We start from the raw sequence: 25,324 nt of genomic DNA on the forward strand, positions 1-25,324 counted from the left end.
ATCGGGACCGCCCGCGACAGCGTCAATCGAAGGAGCCCCTGATGGCCGCCAACGCCTGGAACCCGGACCAGTACATGAAGGGCGCCATGGGCGATCTGCGCACGCGGCCGGCGCTCGACCTGCTGGCGCGTATCCCGGTCGGGGAAGCGCGGCTGGTCTACGACCTCGGCTGCGGCCCGGGCAATTCGACCGCGCCGCTGAAGGCCCGCTGGCCCGAAGCCCGCGTGATCGGCGTGGACAACAGCGAAGCCATGCTGGAGAAGGCGCGGACCAACCATCCCGGTCTGGAGTTCCAGCCTGGCGACATCGCCGAATGGAAGCCGGACGAACCCGCGGACGTGATCTTCGCCAACGCCTCGATCCATTGGGTGGCCGACCATGAGGGCCTGTTCCGGCGGTTGCTGGCGGCGCTCCGGCCCGGCGGCGTCGTGGCGATACAGCAGCCCAACAACTTCGAGGCGCCGTCCCACACGCTGATCGGAGAGATCGCGGCGCAGGCCCCGTACCGGGAGCGGTTGCTCAACAGGCTGGTCGGCGACTTCGTGCAGGCGCCGGCCTTCTATCACGGCCTGCTCAGGGCGGACTGCAACCATGTCGATATCTGGGAGACGGTCTACCAGCAGGCGCTGACCGGCGAGGATCCGGTGTTCGAGTGGGTGCGCGGCACGGCGCTGCTGCCCGTGGAGCGCCACCTCGACCCGCTCGACTTCGACGACTTCGTCAAGCTCTACAGGAAGCGGCTGCGCGAGGCCTATCCGATGGCGGCGGACGGGATCACGCTGTTTCCGTTCCGCCGCATGTTCATCATCGGCCGGCTGGCGGGGGACGCGACTTAAGACTTCCTTCAACCCCGCATCCGAAGCTGCCGCGGAACGACAGACAGTTTCGGAGCCATGTCATGGAACAGAAACCGGGACCCGGCGTTTCCCTGCTCGCGCGCTGGCGGGACCGCACCCGGACATCGCCCAGGTGGCCCGCCCGCGCCGAGGTCCGCGTCGGCGGCGCGGATGGCGGCGACACGCAGAGCGCCAATGCGGTCGATATCTCACGGGGCGGCATGCTGCTGGCTCCGGCGATCGCCGCGGCCGAGGGCGACCGCGTGTTCGTCGACGCGGCGCCCTGCCTGCAGCGCGTGGCCGCACGGGTGGTCTTTCAGGGCGAACACGGTACCGGGCTGCAGTTCGACAGCCCCATCCATGAGGACGACATCTTCCTGCTGACCGGGCCGGCGCTCGCCGGCTGACGATACCGCGTCCGGCGCGCTGGCTGCGCCTGGCGTCCTGCATGTTCAATTTCTACACGAAAATTATGTGATTAATAATATATATCCCTTTCTGCGTAATAATTTTATTGACTTACAGTTCGAGATAACGAATTTTCGTCCATGTCGAACACGGCGCGATATCCTGGCGGCGAGCCCCGCGGCAACCGAAGGGCAGACCCCGGAACAGCGCGAAGGACGACGGACTGGTCCGACCGGAAACCGGACCCGCGGCATTTGATTGGGCAGCTTGCACCGCGTCACCAACAGCTAAAGCGCCACGGAGCTTTCTCCGTGGGCCCGGAACAGAGCCACGGAGGTCACGCCATGACGGCGCAGCCCATTGCAGAACCGCATTCCGCCGGCCACAGGCGTGCGCATTTCTTCAGCGCTTCCAGCCACTTGAGCCTTTTCCTATAGGAGCGGCGTCATGCAGGCATTTCCGATCTTCCTGAAACTCACGGGCCGCAAGGTTCTCGTCGTCGGCGGCGGCGAGGCCGCGATGGCCAAGACGCGGCTGCTGCTGGACGCCGGCGCCGCGGTCACGGTGGTAACGCCGCAGCCGGACGCGACCCTCTCGGCCTGGGCGGCCGAGGACGTGATCGCGGTGCACCGCCGGGAATTCCACAGTCAGGATCTGGAAGAGGCGGCATTTGTCATTTCCGCTACGGATGACGAGGCCGCCGACCGGATCGTCTCCGACGCGGCCCGCATCGCCGGCGTGACCGTGAACGTGGTCGACCGGCCGGCCCTGTCGGACTTCACCATGCCCGCGATCGTCGACCGCGCCCCTGTCACCGTGGCCATCTCGACCGGCGGCGCGGCGCCTGCGCTGGCCCGCCAGGTGCGCGGCATCATCGAAACCGCCCTGCCGCGAAATCTTGGCAGCCTCGCCGGCTTCGTGGGCCGCTTCAGGGGCGCCGTGAAGGCTGTGCTGCCCACGGCCCGCCAGCGCCGCAAGTTCTGGGACCGGTTCCTCGACGGCCCGGTGGCGCGTCAGGTGCTGCGCGGCGAGGAACACGGGGCCAGCCAGGACATGCTGGCGCTGATCAACCGTGCTGCGGCCGGCGAGATCATCGGCCGCGTGGCCATCGTCGGCGGCGGCCCGGGGGACCCGGAACTGCTGACCCGCAAGGCCCATCGCCTGCTGCAGCAGGCCGACGTCATCGTCCATGACCGGCTGGTCAGCGACGAGGTGCTGGACCTCGCCCGCCGCGACGCCCGCCGCGTCTATGCCGGCAAGTCGCGCGACGCACATTTCCGGAGCCAGGACGAGATCAACCGCATCCTGCTGGACGAGGCCCGCGCCGGGCATCTCGTGGTCCGGCTGAAGGGCGGGGATCCCTTCGTCTTCGGCCGCGGCGGCGAGGAAGCCGACTTCCTGAAGCGCCACGGCGTCGAAGTCGAGATCGTGCCCGGCATCACCGCCGCCACCGGCTGCGCCGCAGCCGCCGGCTTCCCGCTGACCCATCGCGACAAGGCCAGCGCCGTCACCTTCCTGTCCGGCCAGGGCAAGGCGGGTGGCGAGCCGGACCTGGACTGGCGCCTGCTGGCCAGCGCTCGCCACACGCTGGCGGTCTACATGGGCGTCGATACGGCCCGCGCCTCCAGCCAGGCCCTGATCGATCACGGCCGCGACCCGGCGACCCCGGTTGCGGTGATCGAGAACGGCACCCTGCCCGGCCAGCGCGTGGTCTATGGCCGGCTGGACGACCTGCCCGACCTGCTGGTCCGGGAAGCGGTCGCCTCGCCCGCCCTGATCGTCATCGGCGAAGTCGCCGGCGACACCCTTGCCGCCACCGCCAGCGAGCGGCTGGCCCTCGCCCTCTGAGTCGCGGAGAGACACCATGAGCCTCAACGTCATCACCGCCAACCGCCTGAACGACGGCGTCGTCATCTTCCTGACGGGGACCGGCTGGTCCACGGATCTGCAACAGGCCGAGACAGCCGAAGGCAAGGAGGCCACGGCCGCCCTGCTGACCCGCGCCGAAGCCGAGCCGGGCGTCGCTGTCGGTCCCTACGAGATCGCCGTCGAACGGATCGGCGAAGAACTGCACCCGCTGCGCTACCGCGAGCGGCTGCGCATGAGCGGTCCGTCCGTCGACTACCTGAAGCCCCAGGCCGCGTGAGGTAGAGCAATGTACGCCTATGACGCCATCGACCGCGAACTCGTCGAGACCCGTGTGGCCGAGTTCCGCGATCAGGTCGCCCGCCGGGTTTCCGGCGAACTGACCGAAGAGCAGTTCCGCCCGCTGAGGCTGATGAACGGCCTCTACCTGCAGCTTCACGCCTACATGCTGCGGGTCGCCGTGCCCTATGGCGTGCTGTCGTCGACGCAGATGCGCAAGCTGGCGCATATCGCGCGCCGCTATGACCGTGGCTACGGCCATTTCACCACGCGTCAGAACATCCAGTACAACTGGCCGAAGCTGGAAGAGACGCCGGACATCCTGGCCGAGCTGGCCGAGGTGGAGATGCACGCCATCCAGACCTCCGGCAACTGCATCCGCAACACCACCGCCGACCAGTTCGCCGGGGCGGCCGCCGACGAGGTCGACGACCCCCGCATCTGGTCGGAGATCATCCGCCAGTGGTCGACCTTCCATCCCGAGTTCTCGTTCCTGCCGCGCAAGTTCAAGATCGCGGTGACCGGCGCGCAGAAGGACCGCGCGGCGATCAAGGTGCACGACATCGGCATCGTCATCGTCCGCAACGACGCCGGCGAGTTGGGCTTCCAGATGTGGGCCGGCGGCGGCCAGGGACGGACGCCGATGATCGCGAAGCTGATCCGCGGCTTCGTCGCCGAGCGCGACCTGCTCAGCTATCTCGAGGCCATGCTGCGCGTCTACAACCGCCATGGCCGGCGCGACAACAAGTACAAGGCGCGCATCAAGATCCTGGTGCACGAGCTGGGCGCCGACGAATACGCCCGCCAGGTAGAGGCCGAGTGGGCGCGGATCCGCGAGGGCGTGCTGTCCCTGCCCCAGGCCGAGATCGACCGCATCCGTGCCGCCTTCGGCGAACCGCCCTTCGAGCGTTTCGAGGGCGACTCCCGGACCTTCCATGGGAAGCAGTTCGAGGACCGGGGCTTCCAGCGCTGGGTCCGCTCCAACGTCAAGCCGCACAAGAAGCCGGGCTATGCCATCGCCAACATCTCGCTGAAGCCTGTCGGCGGCATCCCCGGCGACGCCACCGCCGACCAGATGGACGCCGTGGCCGATTTCGCGGACCGCTGGTCCTTCGGCGAGGTGCGCGTCGCCCACGAACAGAACCTGGTGCTGCCGCACGTCCGCCAGGACGACCTCTACGACCTCTGGCTGGCGCTGGGCGCAGTGGACCTGGACACGCCGAACATCGGCCTGCTGGGCGACATCATCGCCTGCCCCGGCCTGGACTACTGCAGTCTCGCCAACGCCCGCTCGATCCCGCTCTCCCAGGCGCTGTCGGAGCGCTTCGGCGACCTGGACCGGCTGCACGACATCGGCGAGATCAGCCTGAACATCTCCGGCTGCATCAACGCCTGCGGCCACCATCACGTCGGCAATATCGGCATCCTCGGCGTCGACAAGAAGGGCGAGGAATTCTACCAGATCACCCTCGGCGGCCGCGCCGACGAGGACGCTGCAGTCGGCAAGATTGTCGGCCGGGCCTTCGACGCCCACGAGACCGTCGACGCCGTCGAAACCATCATCGAGACCTATGTCGCCCAACGCCGGGGCGGTGAGCGTTTCATCGACACGCTCGAGCGTACCGGCCCCGCACCGTTCAAGGAGGCTCTCTATGGCGCTGATTAAGCAAGGCCGCGTCCTGCAGGACCGCTGGCAGACCGCCGAGACCGCGACCGAGGCCCTGAAACCCGGCGCGTATTTTGTCAGCCTGGAGCTCTGGCAGGCCGAACGGGAGCTGCTGCGCGGCAAGACCGCCATCGGCATCATCCTGCCCAACGACACCGATCCGGAGGTGCTGGCCCCCGACCTGGACCGCATCGCGGCGGTGGCGTTGCGTTTTCCCGCCTTCACCGACGGCCGCGGCTTCAGCCAGGCGCGGACGCTGCGGGAACATCTGGGCTTCAGGGGCGAGATCCGCGCCGAGGGTCCGCTGATCCCCGATCAGCACCAGTTCCTGCTGCGCTGCGGCGTCGACGCCGTGGTTGTCGATGATGCGGCGGACACCGGCCCGTGGCTGGCGGCGGCACGGCGCTACCGCTCGGTCTACCAGCCGGCGGCTGACGACCGCATTCCCGCCTATCGCGGCCGTCATACGGCGCCGCAGGCGATCGCGTCCTGATCCCAGACGAACGGAATTCAGCGTCATGTCCTTCCAGTCACGATTTCCCTTCGCCGACACCGAACGGCTGATCCGGGCCTCCAACCAGGCCTGGGAGCTCGACCGGGCATTCGGACATTTGCAGGGCCGGGACCTGATCGAGGTCGCTTTCGACCGCTATGGCCCGAAGCTGACCCTGGTCTCCTCCTTCGGCGCCGAGGCCGCGGTATTGCTGCATCTGGCATCCGAGGTCAGCCGCCACATCGCCGTCACCTTCATCGACACCGGCCGGCTGTTCGGCGAGACGCTGCGCTACCGCGACGCCCTGGCCGACCGCCTCGGCCTGAGCGACGTCCGCACGATCAAGCCCGAGCCGCGGGCCGTGAAGTCGGCCGATCCCGACCTGCTGCTGTTCAGCCGGGACGCCAATCTGTGCTGCTATGTGCGCAAGGTGGAGCCGCTGAAGCGCGCGCTGCAGCCCTTCGACGCCTGGCTGTCGGGCCGCAAGCGCTTTCAGGGCGGCGAGCGCCATCATCTGCCCGCGATCGAGGCCGCCGACGGCCGCGTGAAGTTCAATCCTCTTGCGAAATGGACCCCGGACGACATAGAAGCCCATTTCGTGAAATACGGTCTGCCGCGGCATCCGCTGGTGGCCGACGGCTTCCTGTCCATCGGCTGCATGCCCTGCACCGATCGGGTGGCGCCGGGCGAGGACGCCCGGGCCGGCCGCTGGCGCGGGCAGGACAAGACCGAATGCGGCATACACACGCTCTGAAAGGCATCGAGGGGATGACCGAGACAGGATATGCGGGCGACCGGAGCCCGGCGGAGGTCTTCGAGGCGCTGAAGGCCGACCCGAACGCGGTGCTGGTCGACGTGCGGACCGTGCCCGAATGGCAGTTCGTCGGCGTCCCCGACCTGACCGGGCTGGACCGCGCGGCGCTGTTCGTCGAATGGCAATCCTACCCCGAGATGAACGTCAACCTCGCCTTTGTCGACCAGGTCCGCGCCCAGGGGGTGACGCCGGAACAGCCGGTCTACCTGCTCTGCCGCTCGGGCGTGCGTTCGAAGGCCGCCGCGAAGGCGCTGACCGAGGCCGGTTTCGCCGCGTGCTACAACGTGGCCGAGGGCTTCGAGGGCGACAAGGACGACGCCGGACGGCGCGGCAATGTCGGCGGCTGGCGCCATCGCGGCCTGCCCTGGCGACAGCAATGAGCGGGCGCGACGACGATGTCGACGGCTGGGCGCCCGAGACGCGGCTGGTCCGCGGCGGGCTGAACCGTTCCGGCGAGGGCGAGACCAGCGAGGCGCTGTTCCTGAACTCCGGCTTCGTCTACGAGACAGCCGCCGACGCCGAGGCGCGCTTCAAGGGCGAACAGGACGGCTTCATCTATTCCCGCTACGGCAACCCGACGGTCGCCATGTTCGAGGAACGCCTCAGGCTGCTGGAAGGCGCCGAGGCCTGCTTCGCGACCGCGACCGGCATGGCCGCGGTCTTCGCCTCGCTGATGGCGCAGTTGAAGGCCGGCGACCGCGTCGTCGCCTCCCGCGCGCTGTTCGGAAGCTGTCATCACATCCTGACCCAGATCCTGCCGCGCTTCGGGATCGAAGCCGTACTGGTCGACGGTCACGACCTGGACCAGTGGGCGGACGCCCTGCGCCCCGGCGCGGCCTGCGTCTTCATGGAGACGCCGGCCAACCCGACGCTGGCGCTGATCGACATTGCCGCCGTCAGCGAACTGGCCCACGCCGCCGGGGCGCAGGTGATCGTCGACAACGTCTTCGCCACGCCGCTGTTCCAGAAGCCGCTGGAGCTCGGTGCCGACATCGTCGTCTATTCCGCGACCAAGCACATCGACGGCCAGGGCCGCTGTCTGGGCGGCGCGATCCTCTCGACGCGGGCCTTCGTCGACGACCTGCTGATGCCCTTCATGCGCCACACCGGCCCCTCGCTCAGCCCGTTCAACGCCTGGGTGATGCTGAAGGGTCTGGAGACCCTGCCGCTGCGCGTGGAAAAGATGGCCGCCAACGCGCTGTCACTGGCCGAGCACCTGAAGGCCATGCCGCGCGTCGCCGAGGTGCACTATCCGGGCCTTCCCTGCTTTGCGCAGGCGGCCCTGGCGAAGCGTCAGATGAAGGCCGGCGGCACGCTGATTTCCTTCGAGGTCGACGGCGGCAAGGCCGCGGCGTTCCACTGTCTCGACCGGCTGAAGATCGTCGACATCTCCAACAATCTGGGCGATTCCAAGAGCCTGATCACGCATCCGGAGACGACAACGCACCGCGCCATCTCCGAGGAGGAGCGGCGGCGGATCGGCGTGACGCCCGGGCTGGTGCGCCTGTCGGTCGGCCTGGAGAACGTCGACGACCTGAAACGCGACTTCAGCCAGGCGCTCTCGAACTACTGACGGCCGGGACGTTTCCCGGCGTGTCACCCCCGCCTTGTGCAGGGGTCCGGAACGGCTTTGCCGAGATTCGATAGTTCACCGGATGCCCGCACGCAGGCGGGCATGACACGGAATTCGTGGCGCTCTATTCGCCTTACAACCTCACATTGCCGCTGATTTCGGGCACGCCGAATTCCTCGTGACAGACCTTCGCCAGCGCCTCGATGCCGGCGCGGGTCGTGGCTTCGGGCGGGTTGGCGAAGCAGATGCGAATCCAGCGGCCGGCGTCCCCGGCCAGCGACCATTCCGCACCGGGATTGACGGCGATCCCGGCCTGGCCCGCGACCTCGGCAAGGCGGGTCGTGTCGACGCCATCGGGCATGCGGACCCAGAGGAAGATGCCGCCCGGCGGACGCGTATAGCTGACGCTGCTCCCGAAGAAGGCGTCGAGCGCGCCCGTCAGGTTGTCCAGCTTGGCCTCGAGACGCTCGTTGAGCCGCTGCAGATGGCCGTCGAAGTGCTTCTGGCAGAACTCGGCCAGCACCATCTGTTCGAGCGCACCGGAGCCGGCATCGGTCTTGACCGAGAGGATGCGAGAGAGGATCGGCCAGCCGGCGACGATGTAGCCGACGCGGAGCGCCGGAGCGATGGTCTTGGAGAAGGAGCCAATGTGGATGACGCGGCCGTCGTCGTCCAGCGCCTTCAGCGCCGGCGGCCGCGCGCCCGACCAGACCAGGTCGGCATAGCACTCGTCCTCGAAGACGGGCACGTCATGAGCTTTCGCCAGCTCGAGCATGCGCCGGCGGCGCTCCAGCGGCAGGATGGTGCCCGTCGGGTTCTGCACCGTCGGAATGGTGTAGATGTATTTCGGCTTCACGCCCCGGGCGGCGAGATCGTCAAGGGTCGCCTCCAGCGCATCCATGCACATGCCGTCCGCGTCCAGCGCCACCGGCGCGGGCTTCGCGCCGCAGCGGGCCAGGCGCGGAAACACGCCGCCATAATTGTCGGCCTCGACCACCACCGTGTCGCCGGGTTCCAGCAGGACGTCGTTGATCAGGTCGATCGCCTGCAGCGAGCCCGAGGTCAGCAGGATGTCATCGGCGCCGCAGTCGACCGCCGCGTAGCGTTTCAGCTTGTCGGCCAGCCAACGGCGGAGCGGGCCATAGCCCTGCGGCCCGCTGTGCAGCCCGTACATGCCCAGCGTCTCGCCCTCGCGCGCCAGCACCGCGTCCGCCGCCGCGCGGAAGGCCTCGACCGGCACCATCTCCTCGGCGTTGTGGCCGCCGACGAAGTTGAAGGCCGGAAACCCGGTGAAACGCTGCGCCGGCGGCGGCAGGTCGTCACGAAACACGGATGAGAAGTCATAGGTCATCGGCAGGCCCTCCTGACAGCAGCCTAAGCGGCAGGCGCCGAGGAAACCAGACGCCTCAGAAATCGAGCCGGAAGTAGAGCAGGTCCGGGTGGCCGCCGCCGGCGGCGGGGACGTATTCGCGGAATCCCATACGGCGGTAGATGCCCTGCGCCGCGGTCATGGAGCGAAGCGTGTCCAGGACCACGCCCGGATAGCCCAGTTCCCGGGCGCGTTCGACAACCGCCGCGGCCAGGCGCCGGCCAAGTCCGGTCCCGCGCGCCGCGTCAGTGAGGTAGAAACGTTTCATTTCCGCGCAGCCGGAAACGTGCGGACGCAGGCCGGCGACGCCGACGGGCTCGTCGCCCTTCCACGCCAGCAGCAGCGCACCCTTCGGCGGCCGATACTCGCCGGGAAAGCGCGCCATCTCCTGATCGAAACCCTGGAAGCAGAGATCGACGTCGAGACTGGCGGCGTAGTCGAGAAAGAAGCGCCGCGCGATGGCGGTCTCCGCCGGCCCGGCGGCCGCGCGGACGGCCGTCTCAGCCACTGCGCAGCAGGAACTCGCGGCCGACCTTCACCCTGGGCTTGCCGCCATACTCGATGACATCGGCGGTGGCGTAGGTCTCAGCCCAGCGCTCCGGCAGGTATGAGCCGGTGCCGACAACGTCGATCGGTGCGCCGACGGAGCCCATGACCCGGCACTTCTCCGGCCCGAAACCGGAGGAGGCGACGATCTTCACCTGCTGGAAGCCCTCCGCGTCGAGGCGTTCGCGCATGTGGAAGATGGCCGCCGCGGAAACGCCGGTGCCGATCAGGTAGCGCAGTTCCGCCTCGCTGCGGTACTGCCGCGTCGCCTTGGGCACGTGGCGCTCGAGCACCGCGTAGGAGAGGCTGGGATCAAGCCCCTCGACATAGCGGCTGCCGTGGGTGTCGAGCCGGATCGAGAGCCGGCCCCGGCTGGCCAGATCGGGAAAGCGGCGGCAGACGGTCAGCGCGTCCGTGACCTCGCGGCCGAAATAGTCGACCAGCACCGTCAGCGCATCGTCGGGAAAGACCTCCCGGAACATCTCCGCGGCGCGGAGCGTGGAGCCGGCATAGCCGATCAGCGCATGCGGCATCGTTCCCAGACCGCTCGCCTGGCCGAAGAAATGCGCCGTCGCGTCGGTGGCGTTACCGACGAAGCCGACCGCGCCCTTGTCGCGCTTCGCCGCCTCCGAGCCCACCGAGGCGGCATAGGCCATCAGTTCGGCCATGTCGGGGCCGGTGCAGTGGCGCGCGTCCATGGCAAGGAAGCCGGCCTTCGGCATGTCGCAGCACATGGAATAGGCATTGTGCGCGGCGACGCAGGCGGCGCCCAGCTTCTGCAGATAGAGCGTCTCGAGGTCGACCAGATGGACCAGGCTGCCGGTCAGGTAGATCAGCGGGTCGCCCGCGCCGACCCACTCGCCCTCGGCGTGGCAGAGTTCGACCTCGAAGGCCACGCCGCGTTCGCGCGCCACCTGCTCGATCCATTCGACCGCCAGCCGCGGCGAGAAGATCACCGGCCGGCGCATGAAGATGGCGTAGCGGACCTGAATGTCGCCGAAGCGTTCGACGATCGCCTTGGTGCGGCGGAAATAATGGTCCGTGCGGCTGGCGATGGCGGCTTCCAGCACGGGATCGGGATCCCGCGGCTCGCCAGGCGCGCCGTCGGCGCCCGCACCTATGACCTTCAGTTCAGGACGCTTCTCTGAGGCTGTCATCCTCGCGCCCCTCCTTCAGCATCTCGGCGATCAGAAACGCCAGCTCCAGCGCCTGCGGACCGTTGAGACGGGGGTCGCAGTGGGTGTGGTAGCGATCGGAGAGATCCTTGTCGCCCAGATTGTAGGGGCCGCCGATGCACTCGGTGACGTCCTGGCCGGTCATCTCGAAATGGACGCCGCCCATGTGACTGCCCTCGGCGCGATGGATGGCGAAGACCTCCTGCACCTCCTTGAGGATCGCGTGGACGGGCCGTGTCTTGTAGCCGCTTTCCGACTTGATGACGTTGCCGTGCATGGGGTCGCAGGACCAGACCACCTTGCGGCCGGCCTTCTGCACCGCGCGCACCAGTTGGGGCAGATGATCGCCCGCCTTGCCGGCGCCGAAGCGCGAGATCAGCGTGATGCGTCCCGGCTCGTGGTCCGGGTCCAGCCGGTCGAGCAGCTTCAGCAGGTTGTCGGGCTCCAGCGACGGGCCGCACTTGACGCCGATCGGGTTGAGGATGCCGCGCATGAACTCGACATGGGCCTCGTCCAGATCGCGGGTGCGGTCGCCGATCCACAGCATGTGCGCCGAAGTGTCGACCCAGGGCGCGTCCTTGCGCGTCGAGTCGCGCCGGGTCAGCGCTTCCTCGTACCAGAGCAGCAGCGCCTCGTGGCTGGTGTAGAAATCCACCCTGGAAATCGACGGCGTGTTGGCGCCGTTGACGCCGCAGGCCTCCATGAAGGTCAGGGAGTCGGCGATCCGCTCCGCCATCTCCTGGTAGCGTTCGCCGGTCGGCGTGTCGGCGATGAAGCCCATGTTCCACTGGTGCACCCGGTGCAGGTCGGCGAAACCGCCCTGGGAGAAGGCGCGCAGCAGATTAACCGTGCTCGCCGCCTGGCTGTAGGCGCGCAGCAGCCGTTCCGGATCCGGCTTGCGGGAGGCGGGATCGAAGTCGATGCCGTTGATGATGTCACCGCGATAGCTGGGCAGCTCGACGCCGTCGACGGTCTCGGTCGCGGCCGAGCGCGGCTTGGCGAACTGGCCGGCCATGCGGCCCACCTTCACCACCGGCAGCTTCGCGCCGAAGGTCAGGATGACGGCCATCTGCAGCAGCACCTTGAAGGTGTCGCGGATGTTGTCGGGATGGAACTCGGCGAAGCTCTCGGCGCAGTCGCCGCCCTGCAGCAGGAACGCGCGGCCTTCGGCCACTTCGGCCAGCCGCGCCTTCAGGCTGCGGGCTTCCTCGGCGAAGACCAGCGGCGGAAAGCGGCTGAGTTGTCCTTCCACCGCCTCGAGAGCGGCAGGATCGTCATATTCGGGCACCTGCCGGATCGGCTTGTCGCGCCAGCTCTTCGGGCTCCAGTCCTTCGAAGCCATCATACTCTCCCGTACTCCGGTATTGGGCGGCTCCTTATAAGCCCTCGGCGGGGGAATGAAAACACCGCATGCCCGCGCCTCAGGCCAGCCCCCGGAGCAGGGCCACCGAGCGTCAGGCCGCGCGCCGGGACCGGGCCGCGGCGGCCTCCCGCAGCATGCCCGCGGGAAGTTCGGCGTCGTCGCTTTCGGGAAGGCTCAGGCTCGGTCCCTCGCCCGCCGGCGGTCCCTCCGCCGGATCGACCAGACGGATGGCCGCGACGCCGCTCCGCGCCAGCCTGGCCACCATCTCCGCGCCGCCGAAGCGGGCGGCGTCGACGAAGGCGGCCCTGACACCCTGCAACAGCGTCTCGGTCAGGTGCTCGGGATCCGAAACGGTCAGCGCCTGCCAGCCGTTCCGTTCCAGAATAGCGGTCATGCGCGACTGCACCTGTGGCCGGTCGCTGAGGATCAGCGCCCGGCCGGCGGCCGCAACGCGGCCGAAGCGTCCCACAAGGGCGGTCAGCGCCTCGCCGCCCACCGGCTTGGTCAGCCATTCCACCGCGTCGAGAACGGCGTGGTGCTCCTCGCGCTCGGAACCGGAGACGATGGCGACGGGAATGCCGGCCGTCGCCGCATCGGCGCGCAGTTCCGCGAGCACCTCGGCGCCGCTGCGGTCGGGCAGGCTCATGTCCAGCAACACCAGGTCCGGCAGCACGCGCCGCACCAGCGCCACGCCCTCCTCCCCGGTGTCGGCGGTGTGGACCTCGTGGTTCTCGCGTTCGAGTTGCCGGCGGTAGAGCGCCAGGGTGGCGGCGTCGTCGTCGATCATCACAACGCGGGTCACCGCGGCCGCCGCGGCATCGACGGGAACCGCCGCTGCCGCCGCTTCCATGGCGGTTTCCTCGACCGGCTCCAGGGGCGCCCGGATGGTGAATGTCGAGCCCTCGCCGGGGGCGCTCTCGACCGTGATGTCGCCGCCCATGGCCTCGATCAGCCGGCGGGTGATGGTGAGGCCGAGACCCGTGCCTTCGGCGCCGCGGGTCGCGCGGTCATCGACCTGGGCGAAGGCCTCGAAAACCCGATCCAGCTGGTCCGCCGACATGCCGATGCCGGTATCGCGCACGGTCAGGGTCAGCATCCGCCGTGGGCCGCCGCCGTCGATCGCGACATCGAGCCAGATATCGCCGGCGCGGGTGAACTTTGCGGCGTTCGACAGCAGATTCAGCAGACACTGGAAGAGGCGCTTGCGGTCGGTCTCGATGGTGTCGACCATCGCGTCGACATGCACGTGCATCCGGCTTTCGTGCCGCTCGACCATGGGCTCGGCGGTCGCCACGGCCTCCTCCACCAGCGCGCGCACGTCGACGATGTCGTGGTCGAAGGTGTAGCGGCCGGCCTCGATCTTGGCGATGTCGAGAATCTCGTTGATCAGGTCCAGCAGATGGCGGCCCGCACCCTCGATGCGCTTCAGATCCTCGGTGGTCTGCGTTTCACCCTCGGCCTCGAAGTCTTCCAGCAGCATCTCGGTGTAGCCGATGATGGCATTGAGCGGCGTGCGCAGTTCGTGGCTCATGTTGGCGATGAAGCGGCTCTTGGCGCTGTTGGCCGCCTCGGCGGCCTCCTTGGCGCGGGCGAGCGCCATGGTGCGGTCCTCAACCTTGCGTTCCAGTTCGGCATTGGCCGCCGCCAGCGCTTCGCGCGAACGTCTCTGCTCGCTGATGTCGCGCATGGTGGCGACGAAACCGGTCATCTCGCCGGTATCCTCCCGGACAGGATAGATGATGGTGTTGGCCCAGAACTCGGAGCCGTCGGCGCGGATGGCGCGCATGTCGAACTCGTTGCGGCCCTCTCGGCGCGCCTTCTTGAGCGCCCGGGCCAGGCTGCGGGCCGCACGCTCGCCCCGCAGATTGAGCACCCACGAGGGCAGACCGACGATGTCGGCCTCGGTCCAGCCGAACTGACGCGCAGCGCCATCGTTCCAGCTTTCGATCCGGCCTTCCCGATCCAGCATGAAGACGGCGCAGTCCTTCAGGCCATTGACCATCAGGCTGAAGCGGTGCTCGCTCCGCCGGATGCGGTCGTAGGCCGCCTCGAGCGCGGTGGCGGAGCGCCGGTCCAGCGAGACGAAGGCGAAGCCGCCGAAGCAGACCAGAGCGATGATGCCCGCGATGATCACCGCCAGCAGATTGGGATAGATGCTGGCGAAGTCCGAAGGCTGCATTCCGGAAACGGGCAGGTAGTCGATCCCCATCATGCCCGTGTAGTGCATGGCGCCGATCGCCAACCCCAGAAGGGGCGCCGCGGCCAGGTTGCGCCCGACCGAGTTGTCCCGATTGAACAGCCACAGCGCCAGCGTTGCCGCCGCGATTCCGATAACCACCGAAAGGGCAACCATGGGGCTGTCATAGACCGCGACGGCCGGCATGCGCATCGCCGCCATGCCGGAATAGTGCATCGCCGCGATGCCAAGTCCCATTACCGCACCGGCAAAGATCAGCCGAAGGCGTCCGCCTCCGCCACCGGTCAGCAAGGCCTGACCGACAAGGGCGACGACGATCGCGATGGCGAGGGAGACGCCCGTCATGACCGGCTCGTAGCTGACCGGGATTCCCGGCAACGTCATCGCCAGCATGGCGATGAAGTGCATGGACCAGACGCCGCTGCCGAAGGTCACGGCGGCCAGGGCGGTCCAGAGCCAGACGCGGCGTCCCGTTGCGGCGCGGGCGCGGGCGCAGAGGTTCAGGGCGCCGAAGGCGGCCGATATGCCGACGGCGACCGCCAAGGCGACGAGTACTGGATCATGGTGACCGTGCAGGTCCATGGACGCGCTCCATTGATGACCATGAAACTGACGCGGCGAGCTTTAAGAAACGCTGAACGCGGACCCGCCGGCAACCGGCGGGGCGTCGTCCGCGTGTTCCGGCCATTAACGCTTTGTTGAATGGGCGCCGGTTAGCGTGGCGGTCCTGATCCACGCCCAGAGCGGGGGAACCATGTCGGAATCGGACACCGTCAGCGTCCTCGTCGTCGACGACCTCGAAGCCAACCGCGCGATGCTGTCGCGGCGTCTGGAACGCCGCGGCTTCTCGACCGTCATGGCCGAGGACGGCCCGTCGGCGCTCAAGCTGCTGGACGAGCAAGAGTTCGACATCGTGCTGCTGGACATCATGATGCCGGGGATGAGCGGGATGGACACGCTCAGACTGATCCGGTCGGTGCGTAACGCATCCGAACTGCCGGTCATCATGGTCACTGCGATCAACGAGCGCGACGGCATCGGCGAAGCCATCAAGTCCGGCGCCAACGACTACATCACCAAGCCCGTCGACATCGACATCACCGTGGCGCGCATCCACACCCAGGTCGAACGCCGACGCGCCTCCGCGGCGCTCAGGGCGGCGAACGAGAACCTGAAACGCCGGGTCGCGGAGCGCACGCTCGACCTGGAGCACATCAACGACGAGCTCCGCGACGAGATCAAGCGCCGCCGCGACCTGGAGACAACGCTACGCGAGGCCAAGCGCAAGGCCGAAGCCGCCAACAAGGCGAAGTCCGAATTCCTGGCCACCATGAGCCACGAACTGCGCACGCCGCTGAATTCCATCATCGGTTTCTCCGACCTGATCCGCCAGCAGCTCAAGGCGATCCCCGATACGGAGCGGTTCACGGAATACGCGACCTATATCAACGACAGCGGCCATCACCTGCTGCGCATCGTCAACGACATCCTCGACCTGACCAAGATCGACGCCGGCAAGACGGTGCTCAACGAATCCCATGTCCGCATCGACGACCTGTTCGACCGCAGTATCCGCCTGGTCGATGCGATGGCGGCCAAGTACGACGTCAGCATCGACTTCCGCGGTGACTGCGGCAGCCTGGAGATATTCTGCGACGAGATCCTGATGCGCCGGGCGCTGCTGAACATGCTCTCCAACGCGGTGAAGTTCTCCCACGAGGGCTCCCGCGTCGAGGCGCGGGCCGATCTCGACGCCCAGGGCGACCTGCATCTGACCATCGCCGATACCGGCGTCGGTATCGCGCAGGAAGACATGCAGAAGGTCCTGGAACCCTTCGGTCAGGCCGATTCCCGCCTCGCCCGCCAGCACGAAGGCACCGGGCTCGGCGTGCCGCTGACCAAATCGCTGGTCGAGCTGCACGGCGGCCGCTTCGAAATCGACAGCGAGCCCGAGGTCGGCACCACGGTCACCCTGGTGGTTCCGAAGTCCCGCATCATCGACAAGGCCGGCAATGTATCGGAAATGGGCGTCGCCTGAGCCGCTCCGGCGCATCCTGTTCAGGCTGCTGGCCGGCCTGGTGCTGACCGCGATAGCGGCGGGACATTTCTACTGGTGCTGGCGCGCTGCCCGCCGCCTCCGCCGCACCTATACCCTGCGCCGCTCCCTGTAGGCGATGTAGAGGCCGCTGCCGGCGACGACGAGCGCGCCGACGCCGGTCCAGATGTCCGGCAGGGTCCCGAAGACCAGATAACCCAGGATCGTGGCGCCGATGAGCTGTCCGTAGGAAAAGGGCGCCACCACCGACGCCTCCGCGAACTGGAAGGAGCGCGCCACCATGTAGTGGCCGAAGCCCCCCAGCGCCCCCACCCCGGCGAACATGCCCCAGTGGAGCAGGTTGTCGGGCACCACCACGCCGTCCAGCAGCAAGAACGAGGAAACCGTGGCGCCGACGACGGCCGTCAGCGTGTTGGTGGTTTCCGGGTTGTCGTTGAAGGCCATCTTCCGCGTCAGGAGCTGGAAGAAGGCGTAGCAGACGGTGTTGGCGACAACGAGCAGCATGGCCCAGTGAAACGCCTCGCCACCGGGACGGATGATGATCATCGCGCCCGCGAAACCGACGATCACGGCGCACAGGCGGCGCACGCCCACCCGCTCGCCCAGCACCGCGAAGGAAAGCGCCGTGACGACGATCGGACTGGTGAAGGAAATCGACGCGGCGACGGTCAGATCGATGAACTGAAGGGCATAGAAGTACATCGCCGTACAGGCGAAGAGCAGGAACGACCGCACGAGTTGCACGCCGGGGCGGGCCGTTCTGAAAAGCGAGAGGCCGTGGCGCGGCATGAACACGATCATCATGAACACCAGATGTCCGGCATAGCGGGCCCAGACCACCTGGCCGAAGGGGTAGCCCTGGGCGGTGAGATACTTCACCGCCGTGTTCATGGTCGGGAACATCAGCGTGACCGCAGCCAGCATGAAGGCGATTCCGATCAGCGGGTTCTGATCGGGCATCACGAAGGCCTTGGCCCGGCGCTGGGGAGACGCGCTTGGCAAGTCGCTCACTCGGTCCGTGGAAACACGGACTCTCTTCTAGCGGATTGGAGCGGCCTCACCCATGCGGATCACGCATGGCTCGGGGGCGCGCCGCTCAGGCGAGGGGCGCCGCCGGTCCGGGCCGGTCAGGCCCTCGTGAGGGCGACGCGACGTTTCTCGGCCCGGTTGCGTTGCTCGGAGGCCGCATTCTTCATCGCTCGCTGCAGCTTCTCGAAGGCGCGGACCTCGATCTGACGCACGCGCTCGCGGCTGACGCCGTATTCCTGGCTGAGTTCCTCCAGCGTGGACGGATTGTCCTTGAGCCGGCGCTCGGTGAGGATGTGGCGCTCGCGGTCGTTGAGAACCTTCATCGCGCCTTCGAGCATGGCGCGGCGCTGGGAGAGTTCCTCCGCGTCGCCGAAGGTGTCTTCCTGGGTCTCCGAATCGTCCGTCAGCCAGTCGACCCACTCCTCGTCTCCATCGATCCGGAGCGGCGCGTTCAGCGAATGGTCGGGCGCGGCGAGGCGGCGATTCATGTCGATCACCTCCTGCTCCGAGACCTGGAGCTTGGTGGCGATGGTCGTCACCATGTCGGGGTGCAGGTCGCCCTCCTCGATGGCCTGCAGCTGGCCCTTCAGCTTGCGCAGGTTGAAGAACAGCTTCTTCTGCGCCGCCGTGGTGCCCATCTTGACCAGCGACCATGAGCGCAGGATGTATTCCTGGATGGCCGCACGGATCCACCACATGGCGTAGGTCGCCAGCCGGAAGCCCTTGTCGGGATCGAAGCGCTTGACCGCCTGCATCATGCCGACATTGCCTTCGGAAATCAGTTCCTGCACCGGCAGGCCATAGCCGCGGTAGCCCATGGCGATCTTGGCCACCAGACGCAGGTGAGAGGTCACCATCTTGTGCGCGGCCTTGGTGTCGCCATGCTCCTGCAGGCGCTTGCCGAGCATGTACTCTTCCTCCGGCTCCAGCATCGGGAACTTGCGGATTTCATCGAGATAGTGGCTCAGACTGCCTTCTGGCGTGATAGCGGGCATATTGTTGCGTGAAGCCATTTTTCTTGTCCCTCCTCTACGCGTGCGACTTTACCGGCACTGCACGGGACAGCCTGCGGATCGGCCTGAACCGAGGCTGTCTCACCGCGTGGCGGCGCGCCGCCACGCAGGCTTATTTCATCTGGTGCCCGGAATGCGTTGGATCAAGGATTCATACGGTATTGTCGAGGGCCCGGATCACCGCGCGCATGTCTTCGGGCATGGGCGCCTCGAACCGCAGCGTCTCACCGCTCACGGGATGGCGGAAACCCAGGACGGCGGCGTGTAGCGCCTGCCGGCCCAGGGCGCGGACCGCATCCTGGCCCGCTGCGTCGAGCCCTTTCGGCATCGCCTGACGGCGGCGGCCATAGACCGGGTCGCCGATCACGGGATAGCCGGCATTCGCCAGATGAACGCGGATCTGATGGGTCCGGCCGGTTTCCAGGCGGCATTCCAGCAGGCTGGCCGCGGCGCCGAAACGGCGCGCCACGCGGTAGTGGGTGAGCGCCGCCTTGCCGCCCTCGCGCACGGCCATGCGCTTGCGGTCCTTCGGGTCGCGGCCGATCGGTCCCTCGATCACGCCGCGCGGCCGGATCGGTGCGCCGAAGACCAGGGCCATGTAGACGCGCTCGATGTCGTGCTCGGCGAACAGCGTCGCCAGGCCCTGATGGGCGCGGTCGGTCTTCGCGGCGACCATCACGCCCGAGGTATCCTTGTCCAGCCGGTGAACGATGCCGGGCCGGCGCACGCCGCCGATGCCCGAAAGGCTGTCGCCGCAATGGCCGAGAAGTGCGTTGACCAGAGTGCCGTCGGGATTGCCGGGCGCCGGGTGCACCACCATGCCCGCGGGCTTGTCGATCACGATCAGATCGGCGTCCTCGTACAGCACCGTCAGTGGAATCGTCTGCGGCTCGGGGTCCGCCTCCACCGCCGGCACCCAGGCGACCATGACGTGCTCGCCCGGTTTGACCCTGTATGAGGGCTCCGTTATCGTCCGGTCGTCGATCTCGACCTTGCCCTGTTCGATCAGCGATTTCAGACGGGTGCGGGAGAGATCGCCGAAGACCTGCGACAGATGACGGTCCAGCCGTGCGCCGGCGGCATCCGGCGGGATTTCGGTTTCCAACCAGTCGGATTCGTCGATGTCAGAGCCAGACCAGCCCAATTTCCGCGTGCTCAAGATCGTTGTCGTTGTCCTCGGCATAGCGATTCTGGCCATGACCGCAATCATCATCTACACGGCGATCAATCGTTTCGGGAACGCGGTGGTGGAGGAAGACCCCGCCCCGGCGCGCGCTTCGGCGCCCGCACAGCCTGCGCCCGCTGCATCGGACGAAGCGGCGTGGTCGCGCGACCTGGGCGATGGCCGCATCGTCGACGCCGCGCTTTCCGGCGGGTTGCTGATGCTGCGGACGGAGACGCCGGGCGGACGCGTGACCGTCGAGATCGTCGATCCGGCCACCGGCCGCACGGTCGGCCGCGCGACGGGCCGATGACGTCGGGCCGCGTCGCCCTGCCGGAGGATTGCGCGGGCGAGATATTCGCCGCGCTGTCGGGGAGCTTTCCAGAGGAGGGCTGCGGACTGCTGGTCGGCCGTCTCGAAGACGGCAGCGTCCGGATCGAAAGCGTCGTGCCCAGCCCCAACATCGCCGAGGCGCGGGAGAAGACCTTCGAGATCGACCCGGGCCTCAGGCTCCGCACCCAGCGCGAGGCGCGGGCGGCGGGACTGGAGATCGTCGGCCACTTTCACAGCCATCCGTTCGGCGAGCCGGTCCCTTCTGACACCGACCGGGGACGCGCCGCGGGCGAACCGGAACTGGTCTGGCTGATCATGGGCCTGCGCTGGGGTGGCGCGCAGGGTCTCGCCGCCTGGCGCATGTCGCCCGACCTGGAGCCCGAGCGGCTTGCCCTGGACATCATCGAAGAAGGACATGCCGGATGAACTTCGCTTCGGACAACATCGCCGGCGTCCATCCGCGGATCATGGAGGCGCTTCAGAACGCCAACGCGGGATTCAGCCCGTCCTACGGCGCCGATGACCTGACTGCATCGCTGGAGGCGCAGCTCAAGGATATTTTCGAGACCGATCTCGCCGTCTTTCCCGTGGCGACGGGTTCTGCCGCCAACTGCCTGGCGCTGTCCGCGCTCTCGCCGCCCTGGGGAGCGATCTACTGCCACGACCACGCCCACATCTTCGACGACGAGTGCTGCGGCCCGGAGTTCTACACCGGCGGCGCCAAGCTCTATCCCGTCGAGGCGGAGCACGGCCGGCTGACGGTCGAAGGCCTGAGGACGGGTCTCGGCCGCTTCAGGGCCGGATTCGATCACAACCCCCAGCCGGCGGCGATCTCGCTCACCCAATGCACCGAGTGGGGGGCGGTCTATCCGGTCGACCGGATCGCGGCGTTGAGCGATCTGGCGCATGCTCATGGCTGCCGCGTCCACATGGACGGCGCGCGCTTCGCCAACGCCCTGGTCAGCCTGGACGTCAGTCCCGCCGAGATGACCTGGAAGGCCGGCGTCGACGCGCTGTCGTTCGGCGCGACGAAGAACGGTGCCATGGCGGCCGAAGCGGTGATCTTTTTCGACACCGACCTGGCGAAGGACTTCATCTACCGCCGCAAGCGGGCGGGCCACCTGTTCTCCAAGATGCGGTTCCTGTCGGCGCAGCTTCTGGCCTATCTGGAAGACGATCTCTGGCTGGAGAACGCGCGTCACGCCAACCGGGCGGCGGCGCGGCTTCACGACGGCCTCGCACGTCTGAACAGCGTGGCGTTCGCAGCGCCTGTCGAGGCGAACGAGTTGTTCGTCGCCCTCCCCGAGGGCGCGGCCGCGCGGCTGCGGGAGGCGGGCGCGAGCTTCCACACCATGCGCAAGGACGACCGAGACGTCTCGCGGCTGGTCACCTCCTTCGCAACCGGCGATGATGAAGTCGACCGTTTCATCGGAATCTGCGGCGGCTGACCGGACAGAGCATGGCGGAAAAACGCACCAGGGTACTGATCGTCGGCGGCGGGCTGGTGGGCCTGAGCCTGGCCGCCGCGCTGGGCCGCGTTGGCATCGAGACCATGGTCGTCGACCGGGAAGCGCCGGAGACGACCGTCGCGCCGCCGTTCGACGGGCGCGCCTCCGCCATCGCTGCCGCCTCCTGGCGCATGCTCCAGCGCCTGGATGTCGCGCAACGCATCCGGGACGTTCAGCCGATCGAGGAGATCCGCGTCTCAGATGGCAATGCGCCGCTGTTCCTGCACTATGACCACCGGGATCTGGGCGATGAGCCCCTGGGCCAGATGGTGGAGAACCGGTTCACCCGCCGCGCCTTGCTGGACACCGTGGCCGAACTGGATTCGGTCATCCTCGCCGCGCCCATGTCGGTCGGCCGCCTGCGCCGCGGGCAGGCCGGGGTCGAGGCCAGCCTTTCCGACGGCACACTGGTGCGCGCCGAGCTTTGCGTCGCCGCCGACGGGCGGCAGTCGCGGTTGCGCGAGGAGGCGGGGATCGACGCCATCGCGCGTCGCTATCCGCAGGACGGCATCGTCTGCACCATCGCTCACGAACTGCCCCACCATGCGATCGCGCATGAGCGTTTCCTGCCCGCCGGGCCGTTCGCGATCCTGCCGCTGACCGCCAACCGCTCCTCGCTGGTCTGGACCGAACGCAGCGATCTGGCGCCGGCCTTCCTGGAGCTGGACGACGCGGCCTTCGCTCATGAGATCCAGCGCCGGGTCGGCGGCTTTCTCGGCGATCTGGAGGTGGTGGGCCCCCGCTTCCGCTATCCGCTCACCCTGGTGCTGGCGCAGGACTACCATGCGCACCGTCTGGCGCTGATCGGCGACGCCGCCCACGGCATCCATCCGATCGCCGGCCAAGGCTTCAATCTGGGCCTCAGGGACGTGGCGGCGCTGACGGAGATTCTGGAGGAAGCCGCCGGGATCGGCATGGACCTCGGCGACGCCACGCTGCTGGCGCGCTACGAACAGTGGCGGCGCACCGATTCGGTGGTGCTGGCGGGCGTCACCGACATCCTCAACCGGCTGTTCTCCAACGATCTGCCGCCGGTCCGGCTGGTCCGCGACCTGGGCCTCGCCGCCGTCAACCGCACGAAGCCGCTGCGCCGGTTCTTCATGCGCCACGCCATGGGCGACGTCGGCGACAGCCCGGCCCTGCTCAGGCGCTGAGACGCTCCTCGGCGACCTTCTCGATCGTCTTGCGCAGATCCGGGTTGGCGTCCAGCAGCTTCTGGAAATCCCGCCGCTCCAGGATCAGCAGGTCGGAGAAGGTCTTCGCCACCACGTCGGCGGTGCGCGGCGCGTCCTTGAGCAACGCGATTTCGCCGAAGAAATCGCCCGAACCCAGCATTACCGGGGCCGGTTCGACGCGCACTTCGATGGCGCCCGAGGAGACGAAGTACATGGCGTCGCCCGTCTCCCCCTTGCGGCAGAGGTTTTCGCCCGGCAGGGCCAGTTCCGATTTCAGCAGCGCCGCGATGGCCTGGATGCGATCCTGGCTGAGCCCCTGGAACAGCGGCACGCCGGCGACGAGCTGTTCCGGGTCGAGGCCGAGGTCCAGCGCAGGTCGCTGGCCCAACTCGTCCTCGCGCTCCTCCAGTTCCTGCTGCAGATTGGCGTAGATCTCCGCGCCGATGATGGCCTCGTCGTGCAGTCGGGCGTAGTCGCTCCGCTCCCGACGGATCGCCACCTGCTGCAGGTAGCGCCGCTGCAGCTTGCCGGCATAGTCCGGATACTGGACCCGCAGCGCGTTCAGCGCCGACATCACGGTGTCCCGGCGCTCGTCCAGTATCTCGCACAACCGGTCGGCAGCCGGATCCCCCACCAGGGCGCGGATGTCGCCGATGCCCTGATCGCGCACCTCCGCCAGCACCGCGATGACCGTCCGCAGCCGCTCCATGCGGTTGGCGAGCCGGCGGCCGAGAGGCCCGGTCACCCCGAAGCGGCGCTGCGCATGCATCGACAGCATGAAGCGCCAATTGAACTCGAGCAGCTTGTCGGCAGCCTTGCGGTAACCCTCGACGCCGCCGGTCTTGGTGGCGTCCATGAGTTCGTCGGTCAGCGCCACCAGTTCGCGCGCCGTGGCCGAGGGCACGTAGCCGCGCGAGTAGTGGTTCAGATAGCCCTGGCGTTCCCGCCCGACGGTGGCCAGCAGACCGATCTTGAGCCAGTCGCCATCGCTGAGTTCCACGGCCGTCCCTTCCGCCGCGGTCATCCCCTCGACCCGCCGGGCGTAGTCGCCGGCCACCTGTGCGCCGACTTCCCCGGGGATGTTGTGCCGCTCGGCCCAGCGGGGCACGGCGTGGCTGATGTCGTCCAGCGCCCGGGCGATGGTGCGATTGCGCACGGCGAGGTCGGCCGGCGACAGCCGGTCGAGCCCGAATGCCTTCATCACCGCGCCCACCGTGGTGGCATTCACGAACAGCGTGAACAGCACGAAGGCGCAGACCAGGGCGGCGACGAAGTTGCGCACGTCGACGGGGAAGGCCTCATTCTCGAACACCGCCAGCGCCAGCGCCAGCGAGACGGCGCCACGCAGACCGCCCCACCACATCACGGTGCGGAAGCCAAGGCTGACATTGGCGGCGATGCCGGAACGGCTGAGCATGGGCAGCACGGCGTGCGTGAGCAGGCCGCGGGCGAAGAAGGCCGTCGCGAGCAGAACCACGAGCGTCAGCCACATATCGCCGGTAAACACCGACAGGATCTGGGGCACCGCCATGCCGACCAGGACGAAGATCAGCGAATTGGCCCAGAAGCCCAGGTTCTCCCAGGTCTCCTGCAGCAGATGCCAGCCATTGCCCGAGATCGTGGTGCGGCCATAGGAGCCCATCACCAGCGCCGCCGTGACCACCGCCATGACGCCGGAGACATGCAGATAGTGCTCGGCGACCAGGAAGGAGAGATAGGCCAGGGAGATCGTCAGCGTGACCTCCACCAGGGCGATGCCGCCGACCCGCCCGATCACCCAGGCGAAGCCGCGGGCCATGAGGTAGCCGACGACGATGCCGCCCACGAAGACCTTGAGGAAGCCGAAGGCGCCGCCGATCAGGTCCGCTTCGGCAGCACCCAGGATCATGGCGACCAGGATATTGAACAGCACGATGGCCGTGGCGTCGTTGAACAGGCTTTCGCCCTCGACCAGGATGGCGAGCCGCTTCGGCGCGCCCAGATCCTTGAAGATCGCCACGACCGCGACCGGGTCCGTGGCCGAGAGGATGGCGCCAAGCAGCAGGCAGACGACGAAACCCATGCCGGAAACCGCGTAGACCGCGCCGCCGACCATGAAGGCGGAAATCAGCAGGCCGATGATCGCCAGGAACAGGATCGGACGTATGTCCGCCATCAGCTTGCGCACGTCGATCGACAGGCTGCTTTCGAAGACCAGCGCCGGCAGGAAGACGAAGATGATGATCTCCGACGTCAGGTCGAAGCTCTCGAAGCTGTGCAGCAGATCGCTGACCGGCCCCAGATGGGCGTCATGCGCGGCGCTGATCAGCAGGCCGAGGATGATCCCGACCACCGCGAGCAGCACCGTGTACGGAAACTTGTAGCGCTTCGCGACCGGCAGGATCAGCACGGCGATCGTCATCAGGCCGAACAGCCCGAGAATGGTCGTCCAGATTCCCTCGTGCATCGCTCAGAACCCCCTCG

General features: G+C 67.8%; 23 protein-coding genes. 14 read left to right on the plus strand and 9 right to left on the minus strand.

What is annotated here, in order from left to right; translation table 11 throughout:
* Nucleotides 1-41: 41 nt before the first annotated feature.
* From TEF_19230 to TEF_19270, 9 genes are all read left to right on the plus strand, one after another.
* Nucleotides 42-836 carry a hypothetical protein gene (locus TEF_19230; GenBank protein ID ANK82691.1) on the plus strand — a complete coding sequence of 265 codons (795 nt, stop codon included), beginning with the start codon at nt 42-44 and terminating at the stop codon, nt 834-836.
* Between the two features lie 62 nt (nt 837-898).
* Nucleotides 899-1,243: a hypothetical protein gene (locus TEF_19235; protein ANK82692.1), complete on the plus strand. Its 345-nt coding sequence runs from the start codon at nt 899-901 to the stop codon at nt 1,241-1,243.
* A gap of 448 nt (nt 1,244-1,691) precedes the next feature.
* The gene (locus TEF_19240; protein ID ANK82693.1) at nt 1,692-3,092 is read left to right on the plus strand and encodes a uroporphyrinogen-III C-methyltransferase; all 1,401 of its coding nucleotides are present in this window, start codon (nt 1,692-1,694) and stop codon (nt 3,090-3,092) included.
* 16 nt (nt 3,093-3,108) lie between these two features.
* Entirely contained in the window at nt 3,109-3,390 is a 282-nt protein-coding gene (locus TEF_19245; GenBank protein ANK82694.1) for a hypothetical protein, read from the plus strand.
* A gap of 9 nt (nt 3,391-3,399) precedes the next feature.
* On the plus strand, nt 3,400-5,055 hold the full coding sequence (locus TEF_19250) for a sulfite reductase (GenBank protein ANK82695.1): 1,656 nt from the start codon (nt 3,400-3,402) through the stop codon (nt 5,053-5,055).
* Nucleotides 5,042-5,548: a hypothetical protein gene (locus TEF_19255; GenBank protein ID ANK82696.1), complete on the plus strand. Its 507-nt coding sequence runs from the start codon at nt 5,042-5,044 to the stop codon at nt 5,546-5,548. Before TEF_19250 ends, TEF_19255 begins: the two co-directional genes overlap by 14 nt.
* 25 nt (nt 5,549-5,573) lie before the next feature.
* On the plus strand, nt 5,574-6,302 hold the full coding sequence (locus TEF_19260; GenBank protein ANK82697.1) for a phosphoadenosine phosphosulfate reductase: 729 nt from the start codon (nt 5,574-5,576) through the stop codon (nt 6,300-6,302).
* A 14-nt stretch (nt 6,303-6,316) separates the two neighbouring features.
* Nucleotides 6,317-6,742: a sulfurtransferase gene (locus TEF_19265; protein ID ANK82698.1), complete on the plus strand. Its 426-nt coding sequence runs from the start codon at nt 6,317-6,319 to the stop codon at nt 6,740-6,742.
* A complete protein-coding gene (locus TEF_19270; GenBank protein ID ANK82699.1) occupies nt 6,739-7,935 on the plus strand; it encodes an O-succinylhomoserine sulfhydrylase in 1,197 nt (398 codons plus the stop codon). Before TEF_19265 ends, TEF_19270 begins: the two co-directional genes overlap by 4 nt.
* Before the next feature lie 133 nt (nt 7,936-8,068).
* On the opposite strand, the gene TEF_19275 is transcribed toward TEF_19270, so the two are convergent.
* The 5 genes from TEF_19275 to TEF_19295 all read right to left on the minus strand — a co-directional run bounded on the left by TEF_19275 (nt 8,069) and on the right by TEF_19295 (nt 15,167).
* Nucleotides 8,069-9,286, minus strand: coding sequence for an aminotransferase (locus TEF_19275; GenBank protein ANK82700.1), 1,218 nt, complete (start codon nt 9,284-9,286; stop codon nt 8,069-8,071).
* Between the two features lie 55 nt (nt 9,287-9,341).
* Nucleotides 9,342-9,764 carry a hypothetical protein gene (locus tag TEF_19280; GenBank protein ANK83610.1) on the minus strand — a complete coding sequence of 141 codons (423 nt, stop codon included), beginning with the start codon at nt 9,762-9,764 and terminating at the stop codon, nt 9,342-9,344.
* A gap of 40 nt (nt 9,765-9,804) precedes the next feature.
* A complete protein-coding gene (locus TEF_19285; protein ANK83611.1) occupies nt 9,805-10,971 on the minus strand; it encodes a nicotinate phosphoribosyltransferase in 1,167 nt (388 codons plus the stop codon).
* A gap of 10 nt (nt 10,972-10,981) precedes the next feature.
* Nucleotides 10,982-12,367, minus strand: coding sequence for a 3-deoxy-7-phosphoheptulonate synthase (locus TEF_19290; GenBank protein ANK83612.1), 1,386 nt, complete (start codon nt 12,365-12,367; stop codon nt 10,982-10,984).
* A 112-nt stretch (nt 12,368-12,479) separates the two neighbouring features.
* Nucleotides 12,480-15,167: a hypothetical protein gene (locus tag TEF_19295; protein ID ANK82701.1), complete on the minus strand. Its 2,688-nt coding sequence runs from the start codon at nt 15,165-15,167 to the stop codon at nt 12,480-12,482.
* A 172-nt stretch (nt 15,168-15,339) separates the two neighbouring features.
* On the opposite strand from TEF_19295, the gene TEF_19300 reads away from it, so the two are divergent.
* Complete coding sequence (locus TEF_19300; protein ANK82702.1) at nt 15,340-16,623, plus strand: hypothetical protein; 1,284 nt, start codon at nt 15,340-15,342, stop codon at nt 16,621-16,623.
* A 108-nt stretch (nt 16,624-16,731) separates the two neighbouring features.
* On the opposite strand, the gene TEF_19305 is transcribed toward TEF_19300, so the two are convergent.
* The 3 genes from TEF_19305 to TEF_19315 form a co-directional block, all read right to left on the minus strand.
* Nucleotides 16,732-17,601, minus strand: coding sequence for a hypothetical protein (locus TEF_19305; GenBank protein ID ANK82703.1), 870 nt, complete (start codon nt 17,599-17,601; stop codon nt 16,732-16,734).
* 167 nt (nt 17,602-17,768) lie between these two features.
* Nucleotides 17,769-18,683 (minus strand): RNA polymerase factor sigma-32, encoded by a 915-nt coding sequence (locus tag TEF_19310; protein ID ANK82704.1) that lies wholly within the window; start codon nt 18,681-18,683, stop codon nt 17,769-17,771.
* A 151-nt stretch (nt 18,684-18,834) separates the two neighbouring features.
* Nucleotides 18,835-19,776 carry an RNA pseudouridine synthase gene (locus tag TEF_19315; protein ANK83613.1) on the minus strand — a complete coding sequence of 314 codons (942 nt, stop codon included), beginning with the start codon at nt 19,774-19,776 and terminating at the stop codon, nt 18,835-18,837.
* A 58-nt stretch (nt 19,777-19,834) separates the two neighbouring features.
* Between TEF_19315 and TEF_19320 the strand changes: the two genes are divergently transcribed.
* Genes TEF_19320 through TEF_19335 form a run of 4 tightly spaced genes read left to right on the plus strand, consistent with a single transcriptional unit; the run spans nt 19,835 to nt 22,840 of the window.
* Entirely contained in the window at nt 19,835-20,158 is a 324-nt protein-coding gene (locus tag TEF_19320; protein ANK82705.1) for a hypothetical protein, read from the plus strand.
* Entirely contained in the window at nt 20,155-20,604 is a 450-nt protein-coding gene (locus tag TEF_19325; GenBank protein ANK82706.1) for a hypothetical protein, read from the plus strand. The genes TEF_19320 and TEF_19325 overlap by 4 nt, the downstream gene beginning before the upstream one ends.
* Entirely contained in the window at nt 20,601-21,626 is a 1,026-nt protein-coding gene (locus TEF_19330; GenBank protein ANK82707.1) for a threonine aldolase, read from the plus strand. The genes TEF_19325 and TEF_19330 overlap by 4 nt, the downstream gene beginning before the upstream one ends.
* 11 nt (nt 21,627-21,637) lie before the next feature.
* Complete coding sequence (locus TEF_19335; protein ID ANK82708.1) at nt 21,638-22,840, plus strand: 2-octaprenyl-6-methoxyphenyl hydroxylase; 1,203 nt, start codon at nt 21,638-21,640, stop codon at nt 22,838-22,840.
* Here TEF_19335 and TEF_19340 read toward each other — a convergent pair.
* Nucleotides 22,830-25,307: a hypothetical protein gene (locus TEF_19340; GenBank protein ANK82709.1), complete on the minus strand. Its 2,478-nt coding sequence runs from the start codon at nt 25,305-25,307 to the stop codon at nt 22,830-22,832. The two genes, TEF_19335 and TEF_19340, sit on opposite strands and share 11 nt — an antisense overlap.
* Nucleotides 25,308-25,324 lie beyond the last annotated feature (17 nt).

This window comes from Rhizobiales bacterium NRL2 (genome assembly GCA_001664005.1).
Taxonomy (GTDB): Bacteria; Pseudomonadota; Alphaproteobacteria; order Minwuiales; family Minwuiaceae; genus Minwuia.